Below are 26,195 nucleotides of genomic sequence, written 5' to 3'. Positions count from 1 at the left end.
GGTTACCGTGTTCGGAGCCTCACTACCCAGCGTGCCCGCGTCGGCCGTGCCCGACGACGTCTACCTGCTCGACGTCCGCGAGGACGACGAGTGGGCCGCCGGCCACGCGCCGGCCGCCCACCACCTGCCGATGACCGAGCTGCCCGCCCGGATCGCCGAGATCCCGCAGGACCGCGACGTGGCGGTGATCTGCCGCTCGGGCGGCCGGTCCGCCCAGGTGGTCGGCTACCTCATGCGCAACGGCTGGGACCAGGTGCGCAACGTCGACGGCGGGATGGGCGACTGGGCCGCCGCCGGCCGTCCGGTGGTCACCGACGACGGGCAGCCGGGCCGGGTCGCCTGAGTCGGTGACGCGGCCATGACCGTCCCCCTGGTCTTCGCCCATCGCGGCGCCTCGTACGACCTGCCGGAACACACGCTCGCCGCCTACCTGCGCGCTCTCGACGAGGGCGCGGACGGGCTGGAGTGCGACGTCCGGCTGACCCGTGACGGGCATCTGGTCTGCGTGCACGACCGCCGGCTGGACCGCACCAGCAACGGCCGCGGGCTGGTCAGCGCGCGGACACTCGTCGAACTGGAGGCGCTGGACTTCGGCTCCTGGCACCGGGCCGCGACGCTCGCCGAGGACGACGCGCCGCTGGACGAGTCGCACACCCGGCTGCTCACGCTGGAGCGGCTGCTCGACGCGGTGCTGGCCGCCGGGCGGCCGGTCCGGCTGCTGATCGAGACCAAGCATCCGTCCCGCTACCGGGGCGAGGTCGAGCGCCGCCTGGTCGAGATGCTGCGCCGGTACGGGCTGGCCGAGCCCCGCCCGGACCATCCCGTCCAGGTGACGGTGATGTCGTTCTCGCCGCTCGCCGTACGCCGGGTCCGGGAACTCGCCCCGGCGCTGCCCACCGTGCTGCTGCTGGAGATGCTGCCGCGCCTGCTGCCGCTGGGCCGGCTGCCGTTCGGCAGCCGGATCGCCGGCCCGGGTGTGGACCTCGTCCGGGCCCGCCCGCGGCTGGTGCCCGCGCTGCGCGCCGCCGGCAACTCGGTGTACGTCTGGACCGTCAACGAGCCGGAGGACCTGGAACTCGTGCTCGAAGCCGGCGTGGACGGGGTGATCACGGACCGGCCGGCCCACGCGCTGGCCCGGTTGGGCCGGTGAGTCCCGTCGATCGGTACCGGGGACGGTCGACCGGCCGGGGGTGTCACGGACGCGGGCGGCGCGGCACACTCGGGACATGCCGGAGCGAACCGACTACCCCGCCTTCATCGCCGGCCACACCGCAGTGATCAACATGATCAACTCGGGCGAGTCAGGTCTCGCCGTGCTCACCCGCCTGCTCCGCGAGGTCGAACCGGCGGTCGGCGCCGCCGGTCTGGTCTTCGTGGAGTTCACCCCGGCCGGGGGACGGGTGATCGCGGCGACCGGCAGCGCCGAGTTCGTCCTCGGCCGCCCGCTGCCCGCCACCGACCCCGCCACCGTCTGCCTGCTCGCCGGCCCGCCGGTGCGGGAGGTCCGGGTCGACGCGATCCCGGGCGCGCTCGCCGTCGAGGTCGCCGGCCGGGGCCTCTGCCGGATGATCGTGGCACGTGCCGAGGTCGGCGGGCTGACAGTCGGCAGCCTGCACGCGCTCTACCCGCTGGGCGAGCCGCTGCAACCCTCGCAACGTGCCGTCATCGGCTACATCGCCGCGTGCATCGCCCACATGTACGGCGACCAGACCGGCCTGCCCGTACACGGGGACGGCCCGGTCGTGGCGGCGCTCGCCGACGGCCTCGCGGTGGTGGACCGGGACGGACGTGTCCGGCTCTGGAACCCGGCCGCGGTCGAGGTGACGGGCCGGCCGGCGGACGAGGCGTTGAGCCGGCCGCTGCCGTTCCCGCTGCCGCCACCCGGCCAGGTGCTCGACCACCGGCTGCCGGACGGCCGCTGGCTGCGGATCACCTCCGGCGAACTGCCCGGCCCGAACGCGCTGCGCGTGGTCAGCTTCCGCGACACCACCGACCAGCAGCGGCGCGACCACGACCGGGACCTGTTCGTCGCGGTGACCAGCCACGAGCTGCGGACGCCGGTCACCGTCATCAAGGGGTACGCGGACACGCTCACCGACCACTGGGACTCGCTGAGCGACGGCGACCGCAGGCAGGCCGCCCGGATCATCGGCCAGCGCGCCAACGAACTGGCCCGCCTGGTCGACCGGCTGCTGACCGCCGCCACCGAGAACCGTCCCGGTGGCGAACCGGCCGCGCCGTTCGACCTGGTCGACGCGTTGCGCGCGGCGGTGGTGGACCTGCCGGCGGACGTCCGGCACCGGGTCGTGCTCGACCTGCCCGCCGACCTGCCCAAGGCGCTCGGCGACCGGCACAGCCTCGCCACGGTGCTCACCGAACTGGGCACCAACGCCGGGAAGTACTCGCTGCCGGACACGCCGATCGAGATCACCGCGGAGGCGAACGAGCGGACCGTCTCGTTCCGGGTGGCCGACCGGGGCATCGGCATCCGGCCGGAACACGTGGAGCGGGCCTTCGACCGGTTCTGGCAGGGGGAGTCCGGCGACCGCCGCCGGTATCCCGGCGCCGGGCTCGGTCTCTATCTCGTCCGCCAGATCGTTGAACAGCAGAATGGATGGGTATCCCTCCGGCCCAGAGCCGGTGGCGGTACGGTCGCAGAGGTGCGGCTGCCCCGGGGTTGACCGGGGCGCTCACGGGCGGGGAAGGAACGACGTGTCGACTGGTCCGGCCGAACGGTCGTGGTGCGTGGTGGTGCCCCACGACCCCACCGGCGCGCGCCTGGCCCGGCACCGGCTCGCCGACGAGCTGACCGGTGTCGTACCCCCGGTCCTGGTGGCCGACCTGGTCGCGGTCCTCGCCGAACTGGTCGGCAACGCGGTCCGGCACGCCGACGCGCTGCCCGGCGGCGTCGTGCGGGTCGCCTGGCGGCTGCGCCCGACCGAGCAGGGGCCGAGCGTCGAACTCCGGGTCACCGACGGAGGATCAGGCGCCGGCCCGTGCATGCGTACCGCCTCGCCGGACGCGGCGGACGGGCGAGGGCTGCACATCGTCGCCGGGCTCGCCAGCGGCTGGGGCGTGGAGCGCGACGGCCTGGGCCAGAGCGTGTGGGCGCGGTTCGACCCGGTCCCGACGCAGCGGACCGACCTGGTCGCGGCCGGCTGACCGACGCGGCGGGCGGGTCCGGCCCCCACCGCCGAGACCCGGCATCTAGGCTGTCTCGCCATGAGCGAGCGGAGCGGAGCGGGCGCATGAGCAAGCGTCGGAAGAACCAGCGGGCCGGCGAGGCCACCCCGAAGCGGGAGAAGGTGCGCGACGTCTTCGTGCCCCGGCCGTTCGAGGGCCTGGCGGACGAGCCGGAGTGGATCGCCCTGCGCGAGCTGGTCCCGGCCGCGTCCGCGCCGCTGCGGCTGACCCCGGAACTGATCGAGGAGTACGGCGACCGGCCGGTCACGCTGGCCACCGTGCTGCCGATGGCCGCCCCGGCGATGACCAAGCCCGACGGGCGGGTCTTCATCGGCCTGCAACGGCACCAGCAGTCCGGCGACGTCTCCCGTGACCTGGCCGACGCGCTGATCTCCGCGCTGCGCACCGAGCCGGGCGGCCAGGTGAGCGTGCCGCCGCTGCCCGGGCCGGGCCCCCGCCTCCAGGACATCCTGGTGGACGGCCCGCTGGAGATCACCATGCACGACGGGTTCGACTTCTGGCTCGACCCGGGCGCCGCCGACGACCCGAACGTCCAGGCGTCCCTGGAGCGGGCCAACTCGGCGATCTACCCGACCGTCAAGCTGGCCGCCGCGCCGGCCGCGTACTGGTGTCAGGTGCCGGAGAAGGCCCACGTGCGCCTGGTCCTGCCGGAGGACGAGGACGCCGCGCTGGACGCGCTGTCCCGGCTCGCCGCGGCGGGCGCGCTGACGCTCGGCGACGACACGAAGTTCGCGGGCATGTTCCGGGCGCACGGGCGCCTCGCGCCGGTCTGGGACCTGCCGGAGGACACCCCGGCCGCCGAGTGGGAGGCGCCGGTGGCGGAGTTCGCCAAGCGCTACGCCGAGGCGGTCGCGGAGCGGGAACCGCTCGACGCGGCCGGCCGCCGGGCCCGCCAGGGCCTGCTCGGCCGGCAGCTGACGCTGCGCTGACGTCTCCGGGTCAGGCGGCCCCGCCCTTCTCCCGCACCAGCGGGCAGGACATGCAGCGCGGGCCGCCCCGCCCGGAGCCCAGCTCCGACCCGGCGATGGCGATCACCTCGATGCCGGCCCGTTCCAGTTGCGCGTTGGTCTCCACGTTGCGCTCGTAGCCGACGCACAGCCGGGGCGCGATCGCGAGCGTGTTGTTGCCGTCGTCCCACTGCTCGCGTTCGGCGGTGACCGGGTCGAGGCCGGTGTCGATCACCCGGAGCTGGTCGAGGTCCATCGCGTCGGCGGCGGCCCGCAGGAACGGCGCCGGCCCGTCGACCCGCAGGTCGTCGCCGTCCGCGCCGGCGATGACCGTGTACGCGGACATCTGGTCGGCGACGTTCGCGTACATCAGCACGGCGTCGACGTCGACCATGGTGCAGATCGTGTCCAGGTGCATGGTGGCGCGTTCCTGCGCGATCGGCACCACCAGGATGGTGTGCGCCAGCCCGGCCGCGAACACCTGCCGGGCCAGCCGTTCCGCGCCGGCCGGGGTGGTGCGTTCGCCGACGCCGACGGCGAGCACGCCCGGCGCGAGCAGCAGCACGTCGCCGCCCTCCAGGTGCTCCAGCCGGGGGTGGTAGACGAACTCGGTGCCGACGAAGCGCGGGTGGTAGCGGTAGATCGCGTCGGTGAGCGTGGTCTCCCGCCGCCGGGCCGGCATGGCCAGGCTGGTCACACCGACCCGGTCGCCGATCCAGACCGACGAGTCGCGGGTGAACAGCAGGTTGGGCAGCGGATCGATGACGAAGTCGTGCCGGTCCATGAGCGTCCAGACCAGACCGCCGGGGCGGTCGGCGCCGATCCGCAGTTCCTCGTGGGCGAGCCCGGCGGTGAGCACGTCGGCCAGTCCGGCCGGGTCGAGGTACGCCAGATGGTCGGCGACCCGGCGCCGCAGCGTGTGGCCGAGCCGGCGGGACCGCAGCACCCGGTCGGTCAGCTCGGCCCGGGCGTCCGCCACGGCGAGCGTCTCGACCAGCAGGTCGGCCAGGTAGAGCACCTCGACCCCGCGGGACCGCAGCGCCGCCGCGAACGCGTCGTGCTCCTCCTGCGCGCGTCCCACCCATGGGATAGCGTCGAAGAGGAGACTGTCGTTGTTCCGCGGGGTGAGGCGGGCCAGTTCCGGTCCCGGGCGGTGCAGCAGCACCGTCCCGAGGCGGGCGACTTCGCTGTCCACATAGTGGGTCACTCCCGCAGCCTAGGGCAGGCTTGCGCACCATCCGGAAAAGAAGTGTGGATGAATATGGCATTCATCCGCACTCACTCCGGCGGTCCAACTTGCCGAGCCCCCGGGTGTGCAACGTAGGGTAGTGGAGACATAACTTCGAGAGACCTTTTGCCGGAGGTCGCGATGACTGTCTTTCCCGCTCGTCGAGCCGTACCGAGCAGGGCACTGCCGCCCCGCACGGTGCCGCACTCCCGGGTCGAGCCCACCTCGGTGCTCGAGCCGGCCCGACCGACTCCATTGGAGTGGGCCCGGCGTCGCCGGGCGGAGCGGGGGGCCCGCCGGTTGGAAGCGGCAGGGGCCCGCGCCCTGGGCCAGCTCGACCATCTCGGTCCCGCGTGGCACGTCATCGAGTGGCCCCGGACGGACCCGGCGGACATGCTGCTCGACCGCGGTCGCGACGACCGGGCCGGGTTCCTGGCCATCGGTCCGAGCGGTCTGTTCGCTGTCACCATCGCCGACCACGGCCGGGCCCGCGTGCTCGTGGCCGGAGACGTGGTCCAGATCAACGGCAAGCGCCCGCCGTACGTGGCGGAGGCGCGCCGGGACGCCAAGCGGGCCAGCAAGGCCCTCTCCGACGCGGTCGGCCTGCCGATCCCGGTGACCCCGGTGCTGACGTTCGTCGGCTCCGGGGTGATCAGCGTCTACGGCCTGCCGAAGGACTGCCTCATGGCCACCCACCGCGAGCTGGACCGCCTGCTCGTGGCCGGTGGGAACCGGATCAGCCCGGCCACCGCCGAGAAGCTCTCCCGCGTCGCGCAGGCGCCGGCGACGTGGTTCAACGGCACGTACCGTCCAACCGCCGACTACCGGTGGTATGACGAGGGCCGAACGGCCGCTGACAAGCAGGCCGCCCGCCGGTAACGTCTCCGGCGACGCCACGCGGCCCACGGCACCGCCCCGACTGGTTCCGTCGGTCCGCGCCGTCGCCGGCCGCCCGGCAGCCGATGCTTCCGCCGCACCGACCGGCTAGCGTGGACAGACCGTCGGTGTACATAGGAGGCGCGGTGGCCCACGTCGAACTCTCACTCTCGGAAGTGTTCGCGCCCGCGGCATCCACCGAGCAGGAGTCCGACAACTTCGGGCAGTGGTCCGGCATGGTCTCCCGGGCCGCCGAGCCGTGCCTGCTGATCGACGCCGGCACCACTGTCGTGGCGATCTCCTCGTCCGGCTGCGACCTGCTCTGCCTGGGCGCCCCGGAGGACGTGATCGGTCTGCCGCTGCTGGAGGGCGGCCTGCGCCTGGTCGACTTCACGGCGAGCCCGAGCGAGCTGACCGAGCAGGAGACCGACAAGATCCCGCCGCTGCTCGCGCTGCACTCCGGGCGGCTCGCCCGCGGCCTGCTGCGGGTTCAGGGGCCCGGCTCCGACGCCGGCCGGACGGTCGACGCCATCTCCACGCCGGTGCTCACCGACGGCGCGGTGGCCGGCTCGCTCACCTTCCTCTCCGCGGTCTGACCCGCGACGACACCCGGCGCCCTTCACCCCGGGCCGGTCATCCTCCTACGATGGGCTCGGCCCCACCACACGACGACATCCCTCGATGCCCGAGGACGCCCCCGTGCCCCGCACCCCACGCCCCCGACGCCGCCACCGTCCGCTGGCGCTGCTGACGCTGCTCGCCCTCGCCGCCTGCGGCACCCCGCCCGAGCTGCGTGCGCCACCCGCCGCCGCCACGCCCGTCCCGGTCCCGTCGGCGTCCGCCACGCCCAGCCCGAGCGCGACATCGGCCCCACCGACGCCCGTCCTCCCGCCCACGCTCTCCCCGTCCGTACCGGCGTCCGCGGCGCCCTGCCGGGGGCGGCCCTCCGGCGACCGGATCGTCGCGCTGCTGCGCGGATCCGCCGGCGTACTGCCCCGCGACGTCCGGGTCACCGTGGCGACCGGTCCGCTCTGCGCCGAGGGCTGGCAGTACACCGTGCTGACGGTCACCGGGCACGAGGAGTTGCAGGTGGTCACGCGCGGCGAGAGCGGCACGCCGAGGCTGGTCACCGCCGGCACGGACGTGTGCGGCGTCGAGGTACGGACCGTGGCGCCGGTCGGCATCCGTACCCTGGCCTGCGACGGCACGCCGGGTGCGTAGGCTGGTCGGCATGCCGGGAACACCGCCGACCCGCTTCGTCTACCTGGGCCCCGAGGGCACCTTCGCCGAGCAGGCCCTGCGAACGGTGCCCGCCGCCGAGCGCGGGGACCGCACACCCGCCCGCAGCGTCGGCGAGGCGCTCGACGCGGTACGCGCCGGGGAGGCGGACGCGGCGCTGGTGCCGCTGGAGAACTCCATCGGCGGCGCGGTCGGGGTGACGCTCGACGAACTGGTCGAGGGCGACCCGCTGGTGATCACCCGCGAGGTGGTCCTGCCGGTGGAGTTCGTGCTGGCCGCCCGCACCGGCACCACGCTGTCCGACGTCCGCTCCGTCGCGGCCCACCCGCAGGCGTCCACCCAGTGCCGGGGGTGGCTGCGGGAGCACCTGCCCGACGCCACAGTGGTCGACGTGCTCTCCAACGGCGCCGCGGCGGCCGGTGCGGCGAGCGGCGAGTACGACGCCGCCATCTGCGCCCCGATCGGCGCGACCCGGCACCGGCTCGCGGTGCTGGCTGACAAGATCGCCGACCACCCGGACGCGGTCACCCGCTTCGCGCTGGTGTCCCGCCCCGGTCCGCCCCCGCCGCCCACCGGCGACGACCTGACCTCGCTCGCGGTGTGCCTCGCGCACGACCGGGTGGGTGCGCTGCTGGCGGTGCTGATGGAGCTGGCGGTGCGCGGCGTGAACATGACCCGGATCGAGTCCCGCCCGACCGGCGAGGCGCTCGGCCGCTACGTGTTCTTCCTGGACTGCGCCGGACACGTCGCCGACGTACGCCTCGGCGAGGCGTTGCAGGGGCTGCGCCGGGTCTGCGCCGACGTGCGGTTCCTGGGGTCGTACCCCCGGCACCGCTGGAGCACGGCGGCGGGTGACCAGCAGACGCCGGTGCCGGCCGGGCTCACCGACGCCGACTACGCCGACGCGGCGGCCTGGGTGTCCCGGCTGCGGGCCGGCGAGCTGAGCTGACCGGCCCGGGGCGACCTCGGCGGACGCCCCGGGCACCGGCCGTCACTGAAGCAGGCCGCCGAGCACGCCGCCCTGCTGCTGGGAGCCGCTGCCGGCCACCGGAGGTTCCTCCGAGGGCTGGACCACGACGAAGCCCTGGCCAGCGAAGCTCATCGTGAACGCCTCACCGGTGCTGCGGCCGAGCAACGTGCCCAGGCCGAGCTGCTCGGCGCGGTGGTAGCCGGTCTGGAGGTTCGCCGACCAGCAGACCGCCGCCTGCGGGTCGACGTACGTCGGCGCGTCCACGTTGAGCACCACCGGGGTGCCCTTGGTGGTGACGGCGATCCGGCCGTGGCCGGTGAAGACGCAGTTGAACAGGCCGGACGAGGACGCGAAACCGGCGCCGCCGACCATCTTGATATCGTACTGGAGCGTCGAGTCGAACGCCAGCACGCTGGAGCCGTTGATGGACAGCGCGTCGCCCGGCTCCAGGTCGATGACGTGCACGTCCTTGGCGAAGTCGGCGAGGAAGACGTCGCCGCGGCCGGAGAGCTTCATCAGCGGCACTCCCTCACCGGTGAGCCGCTGCTTGATGAACTTGCCGATGCCGCCGGAACCGAGGGCCTGGAACTGCACCTGCCCCTGGTAGGCGACCATCGACCCGACCCGGGCCATCGCCTCGCCGTTCAGCTCGATCTTCAGCATCTTGGAGTTCTGCAACCGCATGCCGGGCTGCTGGGACTCCTTCTCAAGGTTCTCCGCGGAGAACAGCGCGCTGCGCATGGGTTTTCCTCCTGCATCAGGATCTGCCTGACCCGCAGGTTAGGGGACCGGCGCAACCGCCGGAATCAGCCGGGCGGGGACGCGCCGGAGGCCGGTCAGCCCCAGCCCAGGGCGTGCAGGCGCTCGTCGTCGATGCCGAAGTGGTGGGCGATCTCGTGCACCACTGTCACCGCCACCTCGTCGACGACGTCGTCGTCGGTGTCGCAGATCGCCAGGATCGGGTTGCGGTAGATCAGGATGCGGTCGGGCAGCACGCCGGAGTAGTCCCAGCCGCGAGAGGTGAGCGCGTGCCCCTCGTACAGGCCGAGCAGGTCCTCACCCGGCGGCGGGTCGTCCTCCACCAGGATGACCACGTTGCTCATCAACCCGAGCAGTTCCTCGGGCACCTCGTCGAGCGCCTCACCGACCAGTTCCTCGAACCGGTCCCGGCTCATCTCCACGGCCACGCGGCCCGGTCACTCCCTCCGGATCGGGCACACCGCACGGCGAGGGCGTCCCGCAGGACACCCCCGCCGTGCCGTACGCGATGTCAGGCCAGACGGGCGTTCAGCGTGATCTGCGCGCCCGGCGACAGCAGCCGGGAGATCGGGCAGTTCTCCTTGGCCGCCTCGGCGAGCTTGGTGAACTCGGCCTGGTCGATGCCCGGAACCTGGCCCACGGTCTCCAGGTCGATGCGGGTCACGGTCATGCCGGCGTCGGTCTTGTCGAAGTGCACCTTGGCGGTGGTCTCCACCGCCGTCTCCTGGGCGCCGGCGTCGGCGAGCTGCTTGGAGAGAGCCATCGAGAAGCAGCCGGCGTGCGCGGCGCCGATCAGCTCCTCGGGGTTGGTGCCCTCGCCCTCCTCGAAGCGCGACTTGAAGGAGTAGTTGCCGGACAGGCCGCCCTTGCCGGTGCGGACGGTGCCGGACCCCTCGGTGAGGTTGCCCTGCCAGCGAGCGGATGCGGTACGGATAGGCATGGCACCGACGCTAACCGAAAGCGGGCCGCCCCGCACCGGACCCCGGGGTCGTGATCCCGGCCGGCGGAAGCGGGCTGTGCCATGATTCGACGCAGGCCCGCGCACGGGAAGGGTGGCCATGTCGCAGGATCTCCCCGTTCCCCGGCAGGACAAGCGAATCCCCATGCAGGACAACAGGTCCGACGACACCACGATCGTCGAGTGGGGCGACACCGAGCCGGAGTCGTCCGGCCGGGCCGCGCGCTCGCTCGCCGCGCTGGGCCGGGACCGCCGTCTGCCGCCCGTGCTCACCGGGCTCGGCGCGGTGGCCGCGATCGCCTCGCTGATCGGCGAGTGGCTGGCGATCACGGTGCCGGCCGAGACCCGGGGCGACGACGCACCCGCCCGGCTGACCAGCGGCATCTCCGAGATCGGCGGGTTCGGTACGGCGTACCTGGTGGGCCTGCTCGGGCTGTCGGTCGCGGTGGGGCTGGCGCTGCGCGGCGCCCCGGCGGTGCGGCAGCACGCCCGGCTGGCCGGGCTGGGTCTCGCGGCGGGCGTGCTCGGGGTGCTCGTCGCGACCGCCTCCTCCCTCGAACAGCTGGCCCGGCGCATCCTGTTCTTCGTCGGCGAGCAGCGCCTTCAGGTCGAGCACGGACGCGGCCTGGTCAGCGCGTTCGTCGCTGTCGCACTGCTGGCGGCCGCGCTGCACCTGGCCGGCCGGGCGGCCGGCGGGACGCCCACCGACGGGGAGCCGGACGACGACCGGCCCGAGCGCCGCCGCCGGGCGGACGAGGACGACGTGCCCCCGGCCCCGGCGGATCTGACGGTGCAGCCCACGGTGCCGTTCGCGGGCCCCGAACGGGCGTACTGAACCAGGTCCGGCAGCACCTCCGGCGGCCACCGGAGCTTCGCCGCCGATTCGCCGGAAAGCCGTGGTTGCCGCCCGTTCCGCGAGATACGGTTGCTGCCCGCCGTCCCATGGTCGCGGCACCGAGGACCTGGTCGGCCGGCGTGACGGCGGCGGGCGAAGGAGGAACCATGACCCGCCCGGGACTGCCCAAGCTGATCGCCACCGACCTCGACGGCACGCTCGTCCGCAGCGACGAGACCGTCTCCGCGTACACCCATCGGGTGCTGGACCGGGTGCGGTCCGCCGGGATCCCGGTGGTCGGCGCGACCGGCCGCGGACCGCGCCTGACCGAACTCACCCGTAACGACATCCGGGCCGCCGACTTCCTGGTGATGGCCGGCGGCGGCCGGGTGGTGGACCAGAGCGACCCGGAAGGGCCCCTGGTGCTGCGGGACGAGCGGCTGCCCGGCGAGGTGCTGGCCCGCATCCTCACCGACCTGGAAGCGGCGGTCGGCCCGCTCACCGTGATGGTCGAGGCGTCGGACGAGCACGACGCACCGCTGTGGGGCGACTACCACCCGAGCTGGCCCTACCCGGACCGGTTCGAGGCGCGCAGCCGGGTCGAATGCCTGTCCTGCGACGTGATCAAGGCGTTCGCCCGGACCGCCGACCACCACGTGGACGAGCTGCTGACGGCCGCGCGGGCGATCGTGCCGCCGGACGTGGCCACGCTCACCCAGGCCGGGCTCGGCTTCATCGAGATCTGCCCGCCCCGCACCGACAAGGCCAGCGGGCTCAGCGTCATCGCCGAGCGGCTCGGTGTGGACCCGGCCGACGTGCTGGTCTTCGGCGACCAGCCGAACGACCTGCCGATGTTCGACTGGGCGGGATGGGCACGGGTGGCGGTGGCGAACGCCCACCCGGAGGTGCGCGCCGCGGCGGACGAGATCACCCTGCGCAACGACGACGACGGGGTCGCGGTCTACCTGGACCGGCTACTCTCCCGGTGATGGAAGATCCACCTCGGCTCGTCGCCTCCGACATCGACGGCACGCTGCTGCGCGACGACCGGACGCTCAGCCCGCGTACCGCCGCGGTGCTGGCCCGCATCGCCGCCGCCGGCACCCCGGTGGTCCTGGTCACCGGCCGTCCGATCCGCTGGCTCCCGATGGTGTACGAGCAGCTCGCCGCGCCGCTGCCGGCCATCTGCGCCAACGGCGCGGTGGTGTACGACCCGGCCACCGACCAGGTGCTGCGGGCCGACCCGCTCGCCCCGGAACTGCTGGCCGAGGTGGCCCGGAGGCTGCGCGCCGAGGTGCCCGGCGTGAGCCTCGCCGTGGAGATCGTGGACAGCCGCCAGATGCGGCACGAGGTGCACTACCCGCTGCGCTGGGACGCCGACCTCGACGCCATCCGGGCCGTCGAGTCGCCGGAGGAACTGCTGGCCGCGCCCGCGGTGAAGTTGCTGGCCCGGGCCGGTGAGCAGGATCCGGACGTCTTCGTGCGGGTGGTGGCGGGCGCCCTGGAAGGGCTGGCCGAGGCGACCCACTCGTCGTACAGCGGGCTGATCGAGATCTCGGCCGCCGGTGTGACCAAGGCGGCGGGCCTGGCCTGGTACGCGGAGCGGCTGGGCGTCGACGAGCGGGACGTGGTGGCCTTCGGCGACATGCCCAACGACGTGCCGATGCTGGCCTGGGCCGGACGGGCGGTGGCCGTCGCCAACGCCCATCCGGCCGTACGGGAGATCGCACACGAGGTCACCGGGCCGAACACCGAGGACGGCGTGGCCGCGTACCTGGAGAAGGTCTTCGAGCTGGACTGACCGGCCGGGGCGCATGACACGCCCCGGCCGACGGGTCACAGGTACTGGCCGGGCGCGTGGCCCTCGCCGCCGCCGGGCATCCCGGGCATGCCCGGCATCACGCCGCCCGGGCCGCTGGGCAGCGCCTGGCGGCCGGAACGCATCTGCTCCAGCTGGACGCGGGCGGCCATCTGCTGGGCCACCAGTGCGGCCTGGATGCCGTGGAACAGCCCTTCCAGCCAGCCCACCAGCTGGGCGTGCGCGATCCGCAGCTCGCTCTCGCTCGGCGCCTGCTGCTCGGTGAACGGCAGCGAGATCCGCTCCAGCTCCTCGCGCAGCTCGGGGGCGAGGCCCTCCTTCAACTCGACGATCGAGCGCTCGTGGATCTCCCGCATCCGGTGCCGGCTCGCGTCGTCGAGCGGCGCCGCCTTCACCTCCTCCAGCAGCTGCTTGATCATGCTGCCGATCCGCATCACCTTGGCCGGCTGCTCGACCAGACGGGTCGGGTCCTCGCCCTTGCCCTCGTCGGTCTGCACCGTGCCGACCGGGCGGCCGTCCGGCCCGACCACCACCACGGTGCCGGGGATGCCATCGTTGCCCTGTTCGTCGTCGTGTCCGGCGGAGTGCGCTTCGGTCATGGCACCCATCTTTACCCACGCCGACCATGTGCACGCGGCCGGTCCGGGGGACGCTACGGTCGCCGCATGCTCTCCGACCCGCGCGAGGTGCTGACCCGCCCGTCCCCGCCCCCGGATGCCACGGTCTCCTACGGCGACCATCCGGACCAGTGCGCCGACCTGCGCCTCCCGGCCGGCGACGGGCCGCCCCGGCCGCTGGTGGTCGTGGTGCACGGCGGCTTCTGGCGGGCGGAGTACGACAGGGCCCACACCGGCCCGATGGCGGCGGCGCTCGCCGCGCTCGGCCACCCGGTCGCGCAGATCGAGTACCGCCGGACCGGCCGGCCGGACGGAGGCTGGCCGCACACGCTGACCGACGTCCGCGCCGGGATCGCCGCGCTGCCGGAACTCGCCGCCGCCGCGCTGCCCGGCCGGGTGGCGCCCGTGCCGCCGATCCTGGTCGGTCACTCCGCGGGCGGGCACCTGGCCCTGTACGTGGCCGCGCACGCCCCGGAGACGGTCGGCGGGGTGCTCGCGCTGGCGCCGGTGGCCGACCTCGCGCAGGCGTACCGGCTGGACCTGGACGAGGGTGCGGTGGCCGCGCTGCTCGGCGGCGGCCCGGACGACGTGCCGGACCGGTACGCCGCAGCGGATCCATCGGCATTGGTGCCCATCCGAACACGCACAGTAGTCATCCACGGTGATCAAGATGTCCAGGTCCCGATCGCGATCAGCCGATCCTGGGTGGCGGCAGATCGGGCCACCGGAGGCTCCGCCACGCTCGTTGAGCTGCCCGAATGCGAGCATTTCGGGCTGATCGCACCGGGCTCCACCGCATGGCCCCAGGTGGTGGAGGCGTTGCGGTCGCTTCACGATGATCTTCCGGGCATTGACGCAGCGTCGTCGACCAGGTAGAACGCCGAAGGGGTGTGCACCATGGCCGCCCCGTCGGGAAGGAAATTCGGTGGCACAGATGAACCGCAGGCGGGCGCTGCAACTGCTGGCCGCGCTGGGTACCACCGGACTGGCGGCGGGTTGCGGATCCGGGGACGACACCGGGGACGAGGCCGGATCCGGCAGCCCGATCAAAGTCGGGCTGATCGTGCCCGGCAGCGGGGCGAACAAGGCCATCGGTGACGAGATCACCAACGGTTTCCAGCTCTTCCTCAGCATGCGCGGCCAGCAGATCGCCGGTCACCCGGTCACGGTCGTGACCGCCGAGGAGGGCGACACCGCCGCCACCGGAAAGGCCGCCGTCGACCGGCTGCTCAAGGAGGGCGTGCTCGCGCTCACCGGCGTGGTCAGCCCCACCGTGATGACCGGCATCAAGGACGCGGTCGAGGAGGCCCGGGTGCCCCTGCTGGGCTCCAACGCCTCCCCGTCGACGCTCCAGGGCGTCGTCTACATCTGGCGCACGTCGTACGTGCTGACCGAGCCCGGTGAGGCGCTCGGCGAGTACCTGCGCCAGAAGCTGGACGCGTCGAGCCGGATCGCCATCTTCGGCACCCGCGGCCCGGGCAGCCAGGACGTCATCGAAGGGCTGCGGCGCGCGTACGAGCGGGGCCGCCGGCTCACCGAGGATCCGATCTTCACCGACGACGACCCCAACCCCTCCCGGTCGCTCTACTCCGGGCCGATCCGCAAGGCGCTCGGGCGCAACCCGGACGCGGTCTTCTGCCACTACTCCGGCGCGCAGGCCGTGCAGTTCGTCAAGCAGCTCTACGCCCAGGGCTACCGGGGACCGATCTACGCCCCCGGTTTCCTCACCGAGGGCACCGCGCTCGACCAGCTCGACGACGGGGAGAAGGGCCGCGAGCGCAAGCTGATCCAGACGTACGGCATCGAGACCGCGCTCAACTACTCGGCCGACCTCAACAACACCGCGAACCGGATCTTCGCCTCCGCGTACCGGAAGACGTTCAACTCGGCGCCCACCACGTACGCGATGGCCTCCTACGACGCCGCGCTGGTGCTGGACAAGGCGATCCGGCTGGCCGGGGGGAACCCCTCGCCGCAGCAGGTCAACCTGGCGCTCGGCAAGGTCGGCCAGGTGGACAGCCCGCGCGGCACCTGGCAGTTCAACCAGACGCGTACCCCGCAGCAGAAGTGGTACCTGCGCCGGGTGCAGACCGACGGCCGGCTGCTCTCCAACGTCGTGATCAACGAGCTGGCGACGCTGGGCTGACAAAGCCCTCGTACACACGCGAAGGGCGGTCTCCCCACCGGGAGGCCGCCCTTCGCGCCGAGGCGTGGCGTGGCGTGGCGTCGAGCCTCGGCTCAGTGCCGCAGCTCGGCGATGCAGCACTTCACGCTGCCACCGCCCTTCTTCAGCTCGGCCAGCTCCACCGGGACCGGGTGGTAGCCGGCCGCCTTCAGCTTGCCGGCGAGCCGGATCGCCTCGTTGTTCAGCACCACGTTGAGCCCGTCGCTGACCAGGTTCAGGCCGAACGCCAGCGCGTCCTCGTCGTCCGCGACGATCGCGTCCGGGAACAGCTGGGCCAGCACCTTCTGGCTCGCAGCCGAGAAGGCCCCCGGGTAGTAGACGACGTTCTCGTCGTCGATCGAGGCCAGCGCGACGTCCAGGTGGTAGAAGCGCGGGTCGACCAGGTGCAGCGAGACCACCGGCCGCCCGAGCGCCTCCTGCGCCTCGGCGTGCGCGGCCGGCTCCGTCCGGAAGCCGTACCCGGCCAGGATCAGGCCGCCGTGCGCCTCCGGCAGGTACGCGAAGTCGCCCTCACCCTCGTTCGTCTCGCTCGGCGCGATGAACCGCCAGCCCTGCTGCTCGTAGAACGCCCGGTGCGCGGCGGCCTCGGCGGACCGCTGCTCGTGCTTGAACCGGGCGCCGTAGACGCTGCCGTCGACCACGAAGGCACCGTTGGCCGCGTAGACCATGTCCGGCAGACCCGCCTCGGGGGTGAGCAGGTGCACCTCGTGGCCCAGCCCGACGAGCGTCTCGCGCAGCCGGTCCCACTGCTTGACCGCCAGGTCGGCGTCGACCGGCGTGGTCACGTCCATCCACGGGTTGATCGCGTACTCGACCGTGAAGTGCTCGGGCGAGCACATGAGATATGTCCGCTTTCGCGAGACTCGCTGCTGGTTCACGGTCACCAAGAGTAGGTACGGTACAACTTTGGTAACAGCCACAAGCATTGCTTCCCGGGAGCAGAACGTTGCAGATAGACGCGGTTGACCAGCGAATCATTGCGTTACTCGTCGCGGATGCTCGCGCCTCGTACGCGGACATCGGCAGCCGGGTGTCACTCTCCGCCCCCGCCGTCAAGCGACGCGTCGACCGCCTCCGATCCGCCGGGGTGATCCGGGGATTCACCGCCGTCGTCGACCCGGCCGCGGTCGGCTGGACCACCGAGGCGTTCGTCGAGCTGTTCTGCGCCGGCCGGACCACGCCGGCGCAGATCGGCGCCGCCGCCCGCCGGCACCCCGAGGTGGTCGGCGCGTACACCGTCTCCGGCGAGGCGGACGCGCTCGTGCACCTGCGCGCCGCGGACATCTCCCACCTGGAGGAGGCGCTGGAACGGCTGCGCGCCGAATCGTTCGTCACCTCGTCCCGCAGCACCATCGTGCTCTCCCGGCTGGTCGAGTCCCCCGGCGTCGGACCGTCCACGCCTTGACCTCAACCTCGCTTCATGTCGTGCACTGGTGACCGGCCTGAAGCGAGGGGGCGGTATGCGTGCGGTGTGGCTGCGGGAGTTCGGCGGACCGGAGGTGCTCGTGCCGGGGACGGCGCCCGACCCGGCACCCGGACCGGGCCAGGTGCTCGTCGACGTGGCACACGCGAACATCACGTTCGTCGAGACGATGTTCCGGGCCAGCGGCTTCGGGCCGTTCGGCACCGAACTGCCGGTGATCCCCGGTAACGGGGTCGGCGGCACGATCACCGCGCTGGGACCGGACGCCGACCCGGCGCTCGCCGGCCGCGTCGTGGTCACCACCACCGGCGGCACCGGCGGGTACGCCGAGCGCGTCGTGGTCGACCAGGGTGCGCCTGTCCCCGTACCCCCGGGGTTGCCGCTGGACGCGGCGGTGGCGCTGATGGCCGACGGCCGGACCGCCCTGATGCTGGCCCGGGCGGCCGGGCTGCGGCGCGGTGACCGCGTCCTGGTGGAGGCGGCGGCCGGCGGGGTCGGATCGCTGCTGGTCCAACTCGCCGCACGGGCCGGCGCCACGGTGGTGGCCGCCGTCGGCGGCTCCCGCAAGGTGGCCGTGCTCCGTGCCGCCGGGCTCGACGTCGTGGTCGACTACCGGCGGGCGGGCTGGACCGACCGGGTCCGGGACTCGGTGGGCGCCGTCGACGTGGTGTTCGACGGCGTCGGCGGGCCGCTCGCCCGGGAGGCGTTCGACCTGCTGGCCCCCGGGGGACGGATGCTCAGCTTCGGGCTGGCCGGCGGCACCTGGGCGGACATCCCGGCCGAGTCGGCAGCCGCACGCGGGGTGACGCTGCTGAGCCCCCGGCCCGGCCCGGACGAGCTGCGCGCCCTCACCGAGGCGGCACTCGCCGAGGGCGCGGCCGGGCGGCTGCGGCCGCTGATCGGGCAGCGCTTCCCGCTGGAACGGGCCGCCGCCGCGCACGCCGCGATCGAGGCCCGGGAAACCCTGGGCAAGACCCTGCTCGACGTACGCTGAGCAGCGCTCAGAGGTACATGCCGGTGCGGTGCTCCTCGGCCCGGGCCGGCTTGTCGCCCTCGCCGAAGAAGCGCTTGCCGCCGAACTCGCCGTGCAGGCGGTCGTCCAGCTCGTCGGCGAGACCGGTCATCACCTGCACCGCGAGCATCAGATGGGTGGGCTGGAAGTTGCGGCCGAACACCGGGATCGAGGCCCACACCGTGTCGTCGGCGCAGTAGAGCCGGCCGATCGGCATCCGGTTGGTCAGCTCGGAGAGCTTCACGTAGAGACGCTCGGTCGGCTCGACCTCGGTCAGCACCGGCGAGAAGACGTCCACGAGCGGCGGGTTGTCGCGCACCCGCACGAAGACCATGGCCGAGCCGGCCCGGATGTTGATGTCACCGTCGGAGTCGACCTGAAGCTGGTCGGACGCCGACTTCAGCATTGTCGACACGACGGTGCGGACCCGCTCCTCCAGGGCCAGCACGTCGTTCTCGCCGGACTGCGCGGCCGCCGCCGCGGCCAGCGCCTCGTCCAGGTCGGCCTCGACGTCGCGGTCCGGGCCGAACTCGCTGCGCGCGGTACCGAGCGGCTCCACGGGAAGCGCCTCGCCCTCGGCGTCGTGCACCAGGTAGACGAGGAAGGCCGGATGCGGGGCGCCGTAGACGTCCCGCAGCGTCCGGGACAGCACGGCGGCCAGCCGGGTCGCCTCGTCGGTGCCGCAGTCCAGCCCGAACTGCTCCCCGGAACCCGGCACCACACCCGGCGGCGACCAGCCGAGCGCCACCATGTCGGCCACCGCGGCCCGGTCCAGCCGGTAGCCCTGCGGCAGCGTGGCGTTTCCGACCGCGCGGGCCGAGAGACGGCCCGCCTCGCCCGCGTCCACGCTCACCGAGTAGACGGCGTCGCCGGTGCCCGAGGCGGTCGGGTCGAGCGTGACCTCCAGGTGCCCGCCGGAGGGCAGCCCGCGCAGCCGGTCGGCGAGCGACCGGGCGAACTCCCGCCAGGCCTCGGTGACCTTGGCCCGCAGATCAGCGGTGGTCGGCTCGTCGAGCAGGATCGACTCGTGGTGCTGCTCCGGCGCGCCGCCGGCAGGCTCGTCGACCGGCTCCGAGGGGTGGTCTGCCGTCATGATCGCCTCCGTCCGTTCCCGCCACCCTACCCAGGCGCGAAGGGGACCGAATCCCGCGCGAGGCGCTAATCCTCAGGCGTGGAACCACCCAGGTCCACCGGCCAGGAACCGGCCAGCGCACTGAGCCGCTCGGCCGCCGCGGCCGGGTCCGCGCCGCGCCCCACCGCCAGCCCCAGCAGGTACGCGGTGACCGGCGCACCCGGCCGGACCACCTGGTGGGCCACGTCCCGGGCTACGTCGAGCACTGTCGGCACGGGCACCCCCGCCGGGTCCAGGTCCAGTTCCGCGCAGACCGCCGTGACCCAGTCGTCCAGCACCGTCATCTCGTCCACTCCTCCGCCCGGCGTACGTCCTCGTCAGTGTCGCAGTCGAACCACGGCGGCGGCCCCGAGCCGGACCAGGACACCTCGCGTACGGCGACGTCGGCCAGCAGCCCGCGTACCGGCGCGCCGTCGAGCGAGCCGCCCCGCGTCGCGGCGAGCCGGTCGAGGGCGGACCGCAGGGCCGGTACCTGCCAGAGGGCGCACAGGTGCTGGCGGCGGCCGTTCCCGTCCACGTAGCAGGCGAGCGCGGCGGACCGACCGTCCAGCGTCTCCCGCCAGGCGGCGGGCGCGTCTTCCGGCCCGACGGCGGCAGGTGCGTCTTCCGGCCCGGCGGCTGCGGCGTCGAGCGCGGGCGGCGGGTCGTCGCGGAAGTGACAGGCGGCGAGCGCGCGTCGCAGCTCGGCCACCGCTGCGGTGGTGAGCAGCGGCAGGTCGGCGGCGAGCACTGCGACTGTCGTCGTACCGGGGTCGAGCAACGCCAACCCGGCTGCCGTAGCGGCCACCGGACCGCCCCCGGGCGGCTCTTCCCGGGCCGTCCGGACTCCCGTGGGCAGCGGGCCGGACGAGCCGACCACGATCCGCTGGTCCGCGTCGGCCACCGCGTCCAGCACCCGGTGCAGCATCGGCCGGCCGCCTACTGCCCGGGCCGGCTTGTCCACCCCGCCCATCCGTCGGGCCGCGCCACCGGCGAGCAGGATCGCCGCGTACCCCGTCACTGCCTCACAGTAGCCACAGCCACGACCGCCGGTCCGGCTCGGGCCGGCGCCCAGCGTTGTCGGCGGTTTTCCGACGTTGATCGACTGCTTTCCGCCGAAGTGGTGGCATCCAGGGCCCTCCGATACCGCCACTTCGCCGAACTGGTGTCGATCATCGGGCCTGGGGCCGGCCGGGCCGGCCGGGGTGGGTGGGTGGGGGCGGAAGACCTGGGGCGACGTGCGGGCGGCGGGGCGCCCGGGGAGGATGGCGGCATGGGACGGGCGACGGATCGGCGTGGTGTGCTGCGGATCGACCTCGACGCGGCCGGGGACGGCCGGGGGCGGATCGGCCGGCAGGACAACCTGGCCGTGGAGGAGCCGCTGGAGATCCGCGTCGGCGCGGCCGGTCCGGGACGACGCCGGCCGCTGGCGGTGACGATGCGTACGCCCGGCGACGATCTGGACCTGGCGATCGGCTTCCTGCTCACCGAAGGGCTGATCCGATCGGCGGAGGACGTGCACACCGCGCAGCTCTGCGCCGGCGCGGAGACCCCGAACACCTACAACGTGGTCGACGTGGTGCTCTCGCCCGGCGTGCCGGAGCCCGTCACCGACCCGTCGCGCAACTTCTACACCACCAGCTCGTGCGGCGTGTGCGGCAAGGCGAGCATCGAGTCGGTACGCACCCGCTCGCAGTTCGCGGTGCGGGACGACCCGCTGGTGGTCACCGCCGAACTGCTGGCCGGGCTGCCGGACCGGCTGCGCGCCGCGCAGCGCGCCTTCGACCGCACCGGCGGCCTGCACGCCGCCGGCCTCTTCACCCCCGACGGGGAGCTGGTCGTGCTGCGCGAGGACGTCGGGCGGCACAACGCGGTGGACAAGGTGCTCGGCTGGGCCACCCGGGAAGGGCGGCTGCCGCTGGCCGGGCACGTCCTGCTGGTCTCCGGACGGGCCAGCTTCGAACTCACCCAGAAGGCGTGGATGGCGGGCGTGCCGCTGCTCGCGGCGGTGTCCGCGCCGAGCACGCTCGCGGTCGAGCTGGCCGAGGAGGCCGGGATGACGCTGGTCGGCTTCCTGCGCGGGCCGACCATGAACGTCTACGCCGGGGCGGCGCGCATCGGCGAGTGACCGCTCACCGGCGTGGCGGCCGTCGGCGGCCCGGTAGGCGGGTGACCGCCCGGCAGGGTGACCGCTCATCGGCGTGGCCTGCGTCGGCGGCGCCGCAGCACCGCGCCGTCGTCGGAACCGGGCCACCCGTCCAGTGCCGACGGGGCGACTCCCCGCCGGAGCGCCTCGTCGAGCAGCACCGCGAGCGAGTAGCCGGGGTGGGCGGACAACACCCGTTCCAGGGCGACAGCGGCAAGTGCCCCGTGCCCCGATCGCCACGCGGCGAACGCCAGCAGACAGCCCGGCGCGGCGATCAGGTCCGGCTCGGCGCGTCGCAGCACGTCCGTCCAGAGGCTGATGTCCTCGTCCCGGCCGTCGGTGCGGGACCAGGCGCGATCGCGTACCGCGACGTGGCTGAGGAGCACTGTCAGCCAGGCCACCTCGTCGTCGTCCAGCCGCTCACCGCGCCGCTGCCGGCGGAAGGCGGCTCGCACCGCGGCCGTGCCCGCCGTCCGCACGGCCCGCGGCTCCCCACCTGATCCGGCACGACCTGCCGGCACCTGGGACTTGCCGCCCGACCCGGGCCCGCCAACCGGGACCGACGACTCCCCCTCCGGCCCAGCACCGTCCGCCGGAACCGGCGGCTCCGCACCCGCCCTCGAACTGTCGGCTGGCAAGCCTCCGGCCGGGCTCCCTGCCGACGGCGTGGACGGCCGTCCGGTGAGCGCGGCCAGGCGGAGGCGTGCCCGACCGGTGGCCCGGCGCATGGCGAGCCGGACCGGCCCGTCGAGCGGGGACACCTGCGCCGCGAGCGCGGCCCGGTCGGGCAGCGCGACCTGACCGGCGAACACAGCCGCCGCGCTGACCTGGCTGGCGGCCGGGTCGTACGGGGTGCCCTCGGGCGGGCAGCAGGACGGCTCGACGCAGAGGTACGAGAACCAGCGGCCCTCGGTGACCCGCAGCGCGTCGAGCACCACCAGCCCGGCGGCGGTCAGCGCGTCGCCGATCGCGTCGACGACGCCCGTCACCCGGGCGGCCGGACCGTAGCCGACGACTGTGGCGGCGTCGGCGTCCTGCCGGGCCACCACCTGCGCCAGGTGCCGGGCCGCCGGACCGGGGTCGGCGCCCGGTGCGGGCAGGTCGCCACGGGCGGCGAAGACGACGCGGCGGCCGCGTACCGCGACCACCACCACGCTGTCGGCGGGATGGAAGCCGAGCAGGTAGGGCACGGCCGCGACCATGTCGGCCGGCGAGCGGACGGAGAGGCGCGCTGGCTCGGTGGAGTTCATGCCGGGAGCGTGGGCGGTCGCGCGTCACCGCGTCCGCCCCTGTGGACGACACGCGGTCCGTCCACAGATACGGAGCGTATCGGTCCAGGTCAGCGGCGATCGGCGGTGCCGCCCGGCACACGGATGTCCGGGGTAACCGCTACCTTGCGCACATGGACCTGGCGTACCTGCGGGCACACCCGGAGCACCTGCCGACCTTCCTGACCCACCAGCGGATCCGGGAGACCCCGGTCTCCGGCGGTGACATCTGCGCCGCCTCCCGGCTGACGCTCGACGACGGGCACTCGGTGTTCGCCAAGACCTGGCCGGAACGGGCGGCGCGTCCGCTGCCGGAGGGCTTCTTCGCCGCCGAGGCGGCCGGGCTGCGCTGGCTGCGCGAGGCCGGCCCGGTGCCCGTACCGGATGTGCTCGTCGCGTTGCCCGACCTGCTGGCGCTCGACTGGGTGGAGCCCGGCGAACCGACGCCGGAGGCCGCGGAGGCGTTCGGCCGCGATCTCGCCGGGCTGCACCGCGCCGGGGCGCCCGCGTTCGGCGCGGACTGGCCGGGGTTCATCGGCGCGCTGCCGCAGGACAACACGCCCGACCCCGGTCCCTGGCCGGACTGGTTCGCCCGGCGCCGCCTGCTGCCCTACCTGCGCATGTCGGTCGACGGCGGCGCGCTCGACGGTGCCGGGGCGGCGCTCGTCGAGCAGGTCGTCGAGCGGATCGGCGAGTTCGGCGGTGACGAGCAGCCGGCCCGGCTGCACGGCGATCTCTGGCCCGGCAACCTGCTCTGGGGCGCCGACGGCCGGGTCTGGCTGGTCGACCCGGCCGCGCACGGCGGCCACCGCGAGACCGACCTGGCCCAGCTCGCGCTGTTCGGCGGTCCGCCGCACCTGGACCGGATCACGGCCGCCTACCGGGAGGCGTGGCCGCTCGCCGACGGGTGGCGGGAACGTGTACCGCTGCACCAGTTGCATCTGCTGCTCGTGCACACCGCGATCTTCGGCGCGGCGTACGCGGACGCGGTCCTCTCCACCGCCCGTGCCGCCCTCCGGGGGCCCGACCGCGCTACGGTCGAGGGATGAGCGCCCCCCGGACGGCCGACGGCGTCCTCGCCGACCGGTACGGCCGTGTCGCCCGGGACCTACGGGTCTCGCTCACCGACAAGTGCAACCTGCGCTGCACCTACTGCATGCCGGCGGAGGGCCTGCCCTGGCTGGCCAATCCGCAGCTGCTCACCGACGACGAGATCATCCGGCTGGTGGGTGTCGCGGTCTCCCGGCTCGGCATCACCGAGGTGCGCTTCACCGGCGGCGAGCCGCTGATCAGGCCGGGCCTGCCGGGCATCGTGGCCGCGGTCGCCGCGCTCACGCCCCGGCCGCGCATCTCGCTGACCACGAACGGCATCGGTCTGGCCCGCATGGCGCCGGCGCTGCGTGCCGCCGGGCTGGATCGCGTCAACGTCTCCCTCGACACGCTGGACCGGGACCGGTTCACCGCGCTGACCCGCCGCGACCGGCTCGCCGACGTGCTCGCCGGGCTGGCCGGGGCCGCGGAAGCCGGGCTGACCCCAGTGAAGATCAACTCGGTGCTCATGCGCGGCACGAACGACGACGAGGCGCCCGCGCTGCTCCGGTTCGCGCTCGCGCACGGCTACGAGCTGCGGTTCATCGAGCAGATGCCGCTCGACGCCCAGCACGGCTGGGACCGCTCGACCATGGTCACCGCCGACGAGATCCTGGCCTCCCTGCACGCCGCGTTCGCGCTGACGCCGGACCCGTCCGAGCGCGGTGCGGCACCGGCCGAGACGTGGCTGGTGGACGGCGGGCCGGCCCGGGTCGGGGTGATCGCCAGCGTGACCCGGCCGTTCTGCGGCGACTGCGACCGCACCCGGCTCACCGCCGACGGCCAGGTGCGCAACTGCCTGTTCGCCACCGAGGAGTCGGACCTGCGCGGCGCGTTGCGCGACGGCGCGGACGACGAGGAGCTGGCTCGCCGCTGGCGCGCCGCGATGTGGGTCAAGCGGGCCGGGCACGGCATCGACGATCCGACGTTCCTCCAGCCCGCGCGCTCGATGTCGGCGATCGGAGGCTGAGGGTGGAGCTCACAGTCCGCTACTTCGCCGGGGCCCGCGCGGCCGCGGGACGATCCGAGGAGACCGCATCCGCCGGCCGGTCCCTGGACGAACTCCTCGATGACCTGGCCGCCCGGCACGGCGAACGCCTCGCGGTGGTGCTGAAGGCGGCGAGTTTCCTGGTCGACGGCGTGGCCTGTCATGATCGACGGGCACTGTTGCCGGCCGGGGTGACGGTGGACGTGCTGCCGCCCTTCGCGGGCGGCTGAGGGGGGCACACGTGCTGGCCATGGCGACATTCCTGGGCTTCGTCGTGCTCGTGATCGGCCTGATCCACTTCTACCTGTGGAGGCGGCTGGTCCGGGACACCACGCGCCCCGGGCGGTGGCGCCGGGCCGGTGGCGTGACGATCGCGGCGCTGGCGGTGCTCGTGCCGGTGACCATGGCCGGCACGCGCAACGGCTGGTACTGGCTGGCCTGGCCCGGCTACCTCTGGGTCGCGCTCATGTTCTACCTGCTGGTGCTGCTGCTTGTGCTGGAGGTGCCGACCGCTGTGGTCCGGCTCGTGCTGCGTCGGCGGGCCCGCTCGGCGGTCGCCGCCGGCCCGGAGCCCGAGCCCGCGCTCGTGGGCGCGGCGACGGCGGACGGTCCGACGCCGCCGCCGGTCGACCCCACCGACGCGCCGCCGGCCGGCACCCACGCGCCGGACCACGACCCCTCCCGGCGGCTGCTGCTCGCGCGCGGGGCGGCGATCTTCGCCGGGCTCACCGCCGCCGGTGTCACCGGGTACGGCGTCCGCACCGCGATGGGTCCGCCGCAGCTCGACCGGGTGCAGATCCCGCTGGCCAAGCTGCCCCGCAGCATGGACGGACTGCGTATCGCCACCGTCTCCGACATCCACATCGGGCCGTTGCGCGGCCGGGCGCACACCGAGCGGATCGTCGCGATGATCAATCGGATGGACGCCGACCTGGTCGCCGTGGTCGGTGACCTGGTCGACGGCACGGTGGCCGAACTGGGCGAGGCCGCCGAGCCGCTGCGCGACCTGCGGTCCCGGTACGGGAGCTTCTTCGTCACCGGCAACCACGAGTACTACTCGGGCGTCGAGGAGTGGGTCCGCGAGGTCGACCGGCTCGGCCTGCGCGTGCTCCAGAACGAGCGGCAGGAGATCCAGGCCCGGGGCGGCGTGCTGGACCTCGCCGGGGTGAACGACGTGAGCGCCGCCGGCACCGGGGTGGCCGCGCCCGCCGACTACGCCGCCGCTCTCGGCGACCGCGACCCGAGCCGGCCGGTGGTGTTGCTGGCGCACCAGCCGGTGGCCGCGCAGGAGGCGGCGAAGTTCGGCGTCGACCTCCAGCTCTCCGGGCACACGCACGGCGGCCAGATGGTGCCGTTCAACCTGGCGGTGAAGCTCGAACAGCCGGTGGTCTCCGGTCTCGGCGAGGTCGACGGCACGAAGGTCTACGTCACGAACGGCGCCGGCTTCTGGGGCCCGCCGGTGCGGGTGGGCGCGCCTCCCCAGGTGACGCTCGTCGAGCTGCGCGCTCAATAGCGTGCATG

At 73.9% G+C, this 26,195-nt stretch carries 31 protein-coding genes; 21 read left to right on the top strand and 10 right to left on the bottom strand.

Annotation, left to right across the window (positions count from 1 at the left end; translation table 11 throughout):
- The first annotated feature begins 7 nt into the window (after window positions 1-7).
- From FB455_RS18285 to FB455_RS18265, 5 genes are all read left to right on the top strand, one after another.
- On the top strand, window positions 8-343 hold the full coding sequence (locus FB455_RS18285) for a rhodanese-like domain-containing protein (protein ID WP_013289303.1): 336 nt from the start codon (window positions 8-10) through the stop codon (window positions 341-343).
- Between the two features lie 15 nt (window positions 344-358).
- Window positions 359-1,150 (top strand): glycerophosphodiester phosphodiesterase family protein, encoded by a 792-nt coding sequence (locus FB455_RS18280; RefSeq protein ID WP_145754217.1) that lies wholly within the window; start codon window positions 359-361, stop codon window positions 1,148-1,150.
- Window positions 1,151-1,226: 76 nt separating this feature from the next.
- The gene (locus FB455_RS18275; RefSeq protein WP_030272676.1) at window positions 1,227-2,681 is read left to right on the top strand and encodes a sensor histidine kinase; all 1,455 of its coding nucleotides are present in this window, start codon (window positions 1,227-1,229) and stop codon (window positions 2,679-2,681) included.
- Between the two features lie 64 nt (window positions 2,682-2,745).
- A complete protein-coding gene (locus FB455_RS18270; RefSeq protein ID WP_404803126.1) occupies window positions 2,746-3,162 on the top strand; it encodes an ATP-binding protein in 417 nt (138 codons plus the stop codon).
- Window positions 3,163-3,248: 86 nt separating this feature from the next.
- Window positions 3,249-4,133, top strand: a complete 885-nt coding sequence (locus FB455_RS18265) for a DUF5926 family protein (RefSeq protein WP_013477492.1) — start codon at window positions 3,249-3,251, stop codon at window positions 4,131-4,133.
- 10 nt (window positions 4,134-4,143) lie between these two features.
- Here the strand turns inward: FB455_RS18265 and FB455_RS18260 are convergent, their stop codons facing one another.
- Window positions 4,144-5,358 (bottom strand): arginine deiminase, encoded by a 1,215-nt coding sequence (locus FB455_RS18260; RefSeq protein WP_013289308.1) that lies wholly within the window; start codon window positions 5,356-5,358, stop codon window positions 4,144-4,146.
- 162 nt (window positions 5,359-5,520) lie between these two features.
- Here FB455_RS18260 and FB455_RS18255 point away from each other — a divergent pair, with 162 nt between their 5' ends.
- The 4 genes from FB455_RS18255 (at window position 5,521) to pheA (ending at window position 8,443) form a co-directional block, all read left to right on the top strand.
- Window positions 5,521-6,258, top strand: coding sequence for a hypothetical protein (locus FB455_RS18255; protein WP_013289309.1), 738 nt, complete (start codon window positions 5,521-5,523; stop codon window positions 6,256-6,258).
- Between the two features lie 143 nt (window positions 6,259-6,401).
- A complete protein-coding gene (locus tag FB455_RS18250; protein WP_013289310.1) occupies window positions 6,402-6,851 on the top strand; it encodes a hypothetical protein in 450 nt (149 codons plus the stop codon).
- Window positions 6,852-6,936: 85 nt separating this feature from the next.
- Window positions 6,937-7,476 (top strand): hypothetical protein, encoded by a 540-nt coding sequence (locus FB455_RS18245; protein ID WP_013289311.1) that lies wholly within the window; start codon window positions 6,937-6,939, stop codon window positions 7,474-7,476.
- A gap of 10 nt (window positions 7,477-7,486) precedes the next feature.
- A complete protein-coding gene (pheA, locus tag FB455_RS18240) occupies window positions 7,487-8,443 on the top strand; it encodes a prephenate dehydratase (RefSeq protein ID WP_013289312.1) in 957 nt (318 codons plus the stop codon).
- Between the two features lie 42 nt (window positions 8,444-8,485).
- Here pheA and FB455_RS18235 read toward each other — a convergent pair whose 3' ends face one another.
- The 3 genes from FB455_RS18235 to FB455_RS18225 form a co-directional block, all read right to left on the bottom strand.
- On the bottom strand, window positions 8,486-9,205 hold the full coding sequence (locus tag FB455_RS18235) for an AIM24 family protein (RefSeq protein ID WP_013289313.1): 720 nt from the start codon (window positions 9,203-9,205) through the stop codon (window positions 8,486-8,488).
- 95 nt (window positions 9,206-9,300) lie between these two features.
- Entirely contained in the window at window positions 9,301-9,645 is a 345-nt protein-coding gene (locus FB455_RS18230) for a metallopeptidase family protein (protein ID WP_026268384.1), read from the bottom strand.
- A gap of 89 nt (window positions 9,646-9,734) precedes the next feature.
- Window positions 9,735-10,163, bottom strand: a complete 429-nt coding sequence (locus tag FB455_RS18225; RefSeq protein WP_013289315.1) for an OsmC family protein — start codon at window positions 10,161-10,163, stop codon at window positions 9,735-9,737.
- 118 nt (window positions 10,164-10,281) lie between these two features.
- Here FB455_RS18225 and FB455_RS18220 point away from each other — a divergent pair, with 118 nt between their 5' ends.
- The 3 genes from FB455_RS18220 (at window position 10,282) to FB455_RS18210 (ending at window position 12,817) form a co-directional block, all read left to right on the top strand.
- A complete protein-coding gene (locus tag FB455_RS18220; protein WP_013289316.1) occupies window positions 10,282-11,016 on the top strand; it encodes a hypothetical protein in 735 nt (244 codons plus the stop codon).
- A gap of 167 nt (window positions 11,017-11,183) precedes the next feature.
- A complete protein-coding gene (locus FB455_RS18215) occupies window positions 11,184-12,005 on the top strand; it encodes an HAD family hydrolase (RefSeq protein ID WP_013289317.1) in 822 nt (273 codons plus the stop codon).
- Window positions 12,005-12,817 carry an HAD family hydrolase gene (locus FB455_RS18210; RefSeq protein ID WP_013289318.1) on the top strand — a complete coding sequence of 271 codons (813 nt, stop codon included), beginning with the start codon at window positions 12,005-12,007 and terminating at the stop codon, window positions 12,815-12,817. Before FB455_RS18215 ends, FB455_RS18210 begins: the two co-directional genes overlap by 1 nt.
- A 35-nt stretch (window positions 12,818-12,852) precedes the next feature.
- Here the strand turns inward: FB455_RS18210 and FB455_RS18205 are convergent, their stop codons facing one another.
- The gene (locus FB455_RS18205) at window positions 12,853-13,443 is read right to left on the bottom strand and encodes a bacterial proteasome activator family protein (protein WP_013289319.1); all 591 of its coding nucleotides are present in this window, start codon (window positions 13,441-13,443) and stop codon (window positions 12,853-12,855) included.
- A gap of 57 nt (window positions 13,444-13,500) precedes the next feature.
- Here FB455_RS18205 and FB455_RS18200 point away from each other — a divergent pair, with 57 nt between their 5' ends.
- Together FB455_RS18200 and FB455_RS18195 are read left to right on the top strand one after the other, a co-directional pair.
- Window positions 13,501-14,328 carry an alpha/beta hydrolase family protein gene (locus FB455_RS18200; RefSeq protein WP_013289320.1) on the top strand — a complete coding sequence of 276 codons (828 nt, stop codon included), beginning with the start codon at window positions 13,501-13,503 and terminating at the stop codon, window positions 14,326-14,328.
- 49 nt (window positions 14,329-14,377) lie between these two features.
- A complete protein-coding gene (locus tag FB455_RS18195; RefSeq protein ID WP_013289321.1) occupies window positions 14,378-15,598 on the top strand; it encodes an ABC transporter substrate-binding protein in 1,221 nt (406 codons plus the stop codon).
- Window positions 15,599-15,690: 92 nt separating this feature from the next.
- Here FB455_RS18195 and ddaH read toward each other — a convergent pair whose 3' ends face one another.
- The gene (ddaH, locus tag FB455_RS18190) at window positions 15,691-16,524 is read right to left on the bottom strand and encodes a dimethylargininase (RefSeq protein ID WP_013289322.1); all 834 of its coding nucleotides are present in this window, start codon (window positions 16,522-16,524) and stop codon (window positions 15,691-15,693) included.
- 59 nt (window positions 16,525-16,583) lie between these two features.
- Here ddaH and FB455_RS18185 point away from each other — a divergent pair, with 59 nt between their 5' ends.
- Both FB455_RS18185 and FB455_RS18180 read left to right on the top strand, forming a co-directional pair.
- Entirely contained in the window at window positions 16,584-17,042 is a 459-nt protein-coding gene (locus tag FB455_RS18185) for an Lrp/AsnC family transcriptional regulator (protein WP_013289323.1), read from the top strand.
- A gap of 55 nt (window positions 17,043-17,097) precedes the next feature.
- Window positions 17,098-18,054 (top strand): zinc-binding dehydrogenase, encoded by a 957-nt coding sequence (locus tag FB455_RS18180; protein ID WP_013289324.1) that lies wholly within the window; start codon window positions 17,098-17,100, stop codon window positions 18,052-18,054.
- A 7-nt stretch (window positions 18,055-18,061) separates the two neighbouring features.
- Here FB455_RS18180 and FB455_RS18175 read toward each other — a convergent pair whose 3' ends face one another.
- The 3 genes from FB455_RS18175 to mobA form a co-directional block, all read right to left on the bottom strand.
- Window positions 18,062-19,165 carry a T3SS (YopN, CesT) and YbjN peptide-binding chaperone 1 gene (locus tag FB455_RS18175; RefSeq protein ID WP_145754214.1) on the bottom strand — a complete coding sequence of 368 codons (1,104 nt, stop codon included), beginning with the start codon at window positions 19,163-19,165 and terminating at the stop codon, window positions 18,062-18,064.
- 65 nt (window positions 19,166-19,230) lie between these two features.
- Window positions 19,231-19,488 carry a DUF6457 domain-containing protein gene (locus FB455_RS18170; RefSeq protein ID WP_013289326.1) on the bottom strand — a complete coding sequence of 86 codons (258 nt, stop codon included), beginning with the start codon at window positions 19,486-19,488 and terminating at the stop codon, window positions 19,231-19,233.
- Complete coding sequence (mobA, locus tag FB455_RS18165; protein WP_041799153.1) at window positions 19,485-20,204, bottom strand: molybdenum cofactor guanylyltransferase; 720 nt, start codon at window positions 20,202-20,204, stop codon at window positions 19,485-19,487. The genes FB455_RS18170 and mobA overlap by 4 nt, the downstream gene beginning before the upstream one ends.
- A 252-nt stretch (window positions 20,205-20,456) precedes the next feature.
- Between mobA and fdhD the strand changes: the two genes are divergently transcribed.
- Window positions 20,457-21,311: a formate dehydrogenase accessory sulfurtransferase FdhD gene (fdhD, locus tag FB455_RS18160; protein WP_013289328.1), complete on the top strand. Its 855-nt coding sequence runs from the start codon at window positions 20,457-20,459 to the stop codon at window positions 21,309-21,311.
- A 65-nt stretch (window positions 21,312-21,376) separates the two neighbouring features.
- Here the strand turns inward: fdhD and FB455_RS18155 are convergent, their stop codons facing one another.
- Window positions 21,377-22,579, bottom strand: coding sequence for a DUF4192 domain-containing protein (locus FB455_RS18155; protein ID WP_013289329.1), 1,203 nt, complete (start codon window positions 22,577-22,579; stop codon window positions 21,377-21,379).
- 152 nt (window positions 22,580-22,731) lie between these two features.
- Between FB455_RS18155 and FB455_RS18150 the strand changes: the two genes are divergently transcribed.
- The 4 genes from FB455_RS18150 to FB455_RS18135 are packed head-to-tail and all read left to right on the top strand — an operon-like array spanning window position 22,732 to window position 26,187.
- Window positions 22,732-23,646, top strand: a complete 915-nt coding sequence (locus tag FB455_RS18150) for a fructosamine kinase family protein (RefSeq protein ID WP_013289330.1) — start codon at window positions 22,732-22,734, stop codon at window positions 23,644-23,646.
- Window positions 23,643-24,656 (top strand): GTP 3',8-cyclase MoaA, encoded by a 1,014-nt coding sequence (moaA, locus tag FB455_RS18145; protein ID WP_013289331.1) that lies wholly within the window; start codon window positions 23,643-23,645, stop codon window positions 24,654-24,656. The genes FB455_RS18150 and moaA overlap by 4 nt, the downstream gene beginning before the upstream one ends.
- Window positions 24,657-24,658: 2 nt before the next feature.
- Window positions 24,659-24,904, top strand: coding sequence for a MoaD/ThiS family protein (locus FB455_RS18140; RefSeq protein ID WP_013289332.1), 246 nt, complete (start codon window positions 24,659-24,661; stop codon window positions 24,902-24,904).
- 20 nt (window positions 24,905-24,924) lie between these two features.
- Window positions 24,925-26,187 (top strand): metallophosphoesterase, encoded by a 1,263-nt coding sequence (locus tag FB455_RS18135; RefSeq protein WP_374536746.1) that lies wholly within the window; start codon window positions 24,925-24,927, stop codon window positions 26,185-26,187.
- The last annotated feature ends 8 nt before the right edge of the window (window positions 26,188-26,195 follow it).

The sequence above is a fragment of the Micromonospora sp. CNZ296 genome, assembly GCF_007827635.1.
Note: the sequence above shows the minus strand (reverse complement) of the source record. Positions and strands in the feature narration are given on the sequence as shown.